Source organism: Streptomyces sp. NPDC058198 (assembly GCF_042882605.1).
Lineage (GTDB): Bacteria > Actinomycetota > Actinomycetes > Streptomycetales > Streptomycetaceae > Streptomyces.
In genome coordinates this window covers 1-2614 of sequence record NZ_JBHVVP010000026.1, presented here as the reverse complement: position 1 = coordinate 2614, position 2614 = coordinate 1, and the positions used below count along the sequence as shown (strand labels likewise).

Here is a 2614-nt window from a genome sequence, read left to right as displayed (position 1 = left end):
CGCCCGGTTACATTCCGAACCCGGAAGCTAAGCCTCACAGCGCCGATGGTACTGCAGGGGGGACCCTGTGGGAGAGTAGGACGCCGCCGAACAATTATTCAAGGACCCGTGGTCCAGCGTTCATGCTGGACTACGGGTCTTTTTTTGTTTTGCCATGTATTACCCGAAGCGCGTCGGAAGGTCGACTGCGCGAGAATGACTGCGGTACCCGAAGACAGGAGCCTTACCGATGTCCCCCAACTCCTCCGACGACCGTCCCGAGCGCGACCAGCGCCGCGGAGACAGCGGCGACCGGGGCGGCTTCCGCGGAGGTCGTGACGATCGCGATCGCGGACCGCGACGTGATGATCGGGACCGTGGTGGTTTCCGTCGTGATGACACCAACCGCCGTGATGACAACCGCGGTGGCGGGTTCCGCGGTGGACGCGACGATCGCCCCAGCGGTCCGCGTCGCGATGACGACCGTGGTGGTCGTCCCAGTTCCAGTGGTGGTTCCAGCGGCGGCGGTTACGGTCGTCGGGACGACCGTGGTGGCCGGCCGACCGGCGGCGGCGCCGGTGGCGGTACTGGTGGTGGGTACGGGCGTCGTGACGACCGTCCGAGCGGTCCGCGCCGCGATGACCGCCCGAGCGGTCCGCGCCGCGATGACCGCCCGAGCAGTGGTCCGCGTCGTGACGACCGGCGTGATGACCGTCCGAGCTTCCGCCGTGATGACCGCCCCAGCAGCGGTCCGCGCAGGGACGACCGTCCCAGCAGTGGCCCCCGGCGTGATGACGACCGTGGTGGTCGTCCCAGCTTTGGTGGTGGTTCCAGCGGTGGTGGCTACGGTCGTCGGGACGACCGTGGTGGCCGGCCGACCGGTGGCAGCGGTGGCGGTGGCGGGTACGGGCGCCGTGACGACCGCCCGAGCACTCCCCGGCGCGATGACGACCGTGGCGGCTTCCGCCGCGACGACCGCCCGAGCAGTGGTCCGCGCCGTGATGACCGGCCCAGCAGCGGCCCGCGCAGGGACGACCGTCCGAGCAGTGGTCCCCGTCGTGACGACCGTCCCAGCAGCGGCCCCCGTCGTGACGACCGGCCGAGCAGTGCTCCCCGTCGGGACAGCGATCGTGGTGGGTTCCGCCGCGACGACAACCGCCGTGATGACAACCGTGGCGGTGGCTTCGCGCGCCGTGACGACCGGCCGAGTACCCCGCGCCGTGACGACGACCGTGGCGGCTTCCGCCGCGACGACCGCCGTGATGACCGGCCGAGCTTCCGCCGCGACGACCGGCCCAGCAGTGGCCCGCGCCGTGACGACCGGCCCAGCGGGCCCCGTCGTGATGACGACCGTGGCGGCCGGCCGGCCGCTGGCGGGTACGGGCGTCGTGACGACCGTCCGAGCGGTCCGCGTCGCGATGACGACCGTGGTGGCCGGCCCAGTTTCGGTGGCGGTTCCAGCGGTGGCGGCTCCGGACGCCGGGATGACCGTGGCGGCCGTCCCAGCGGCGGCGGCAGCGGAAGCGGCGGTGGCTACGGCCGGCGCGACGACCGCGACCGCGGTGGAGACCGCGGCGGGTTCCGCGGCCGGGACGACAGCCGCGGTGGCGGTTTTGCGCGCCGGGACGACCGTGACCGCGACCGGGAGCCCATCAAGCGGCTGCCGATCCCGGACGATGTCACGGGCGACGAGATCGACAAGAGTGTGCGTCAGGAGCTGATGAGCCTGCCCAAGACGCTCGCCGACGATGTCGCCAGGAACCTCGTCATGGTCGCCAAGCTGATCGACGAGGATCCCGAGCAGGCGTACGCGTACTCCCGTATCGCGCTGCGGCTCGCCTCCCGGGTCGCCGCCGTGCGCGAGGCCGCGGGCTTCGCCGCGTACGCCACGCAGAAGTACGCCGAGGCGCTGGCCGAGTTCCGGGCGGCGCGGCGGATGACCGGGAGCGTCGACCTGTGGCCCGTCATGGCGGACTGCGAGCGCGGACTCGGCCGTCCCGAGCGTGCGATGGCGATGGCCGGTGAGCCGGAGGTGCTGAAGCTCGACAAGGCGGGTCAGGTCGAGATGCGGCTGGTCGCGGCCGGCGCGCGCCGGGACATGGGGCAGATCGATGCTGCCATCGTGACCCTGCAGAGCCCCGAGCTGGCGTCCAACTCCGTACAGCCGTGGACTGCTCGACTGCGCTACGCCTATGCCGACGCCCTGCTGTCGGCCGGGCGTGAGGACGAGGCCCGGGAGTGGTTCGCCAAGACGATCGAGGCGGACAAGGACGGGGCGACGGATGCCTCGGACCGTCTCGCAGAACTGGACGGGGTCGAGTTCGTCGACGCCATGGCCGAGGACGAGAGCGACACCGAGGCGGAGCCCGGGTCCGTGACCGACGCGGAGCCGCAGGACGGCCTGGACGCCGAAGACGACGATGACCTCGATGTCGACCTCGCGGATGACGACGTCGAGGACGACGATCTCGATGACGACGTCGAGGACGACCTCGACGACGATGACGAGGCCGACGAGGCGGACGAGGACGCCGCCGAGGACGGAAAGCGCGACAAGGACTGAGTGATCATGCGAGTGGGGGGGGCCCCGCGCCCGGGGGGGCCCCCCCGCCCGGTGGTTTTTGGGCGGGCGGGC

General features: G+C 71.8%; 1 protein-coding gene, 1 rRNA gene and 1 pseudogene. All 3 read left to right on the top strand.

Annotation, left to right across the window (positions count from 1 at the left end):
* Window positions 1-92: ribosomal RNA gene (gene rrf, locus ACFVWW_RS34095) — 5S ribosomal RNA — on the top strand; the annotation flags it as partial.
* A 491-nt stretch (window positions 93-583) separates the two neighbouring features.
* A pseudogene (locus tag ACFVWW_RS34090) lies at window positions 584-1399 on the top strand (tetratricopeptide repeat protein); the annotation flags it as partial.
* Between the two features lie 285 nt (window positions 1400-1684).
* Window positions 1685-2542 carry a hypothetical protein gene (locus ACFVWW_RS34085; protein ID WP_384193949.1) on the top strand — a complete coding sequence of 286 codons (858 nt, stop codon included), beginning with the start codon at window positions 1685-1687 and terminating at the stop codon, window positions 2540-2542.
* Window positions 2543-2614: the final 72 nt, after the last annotated feature.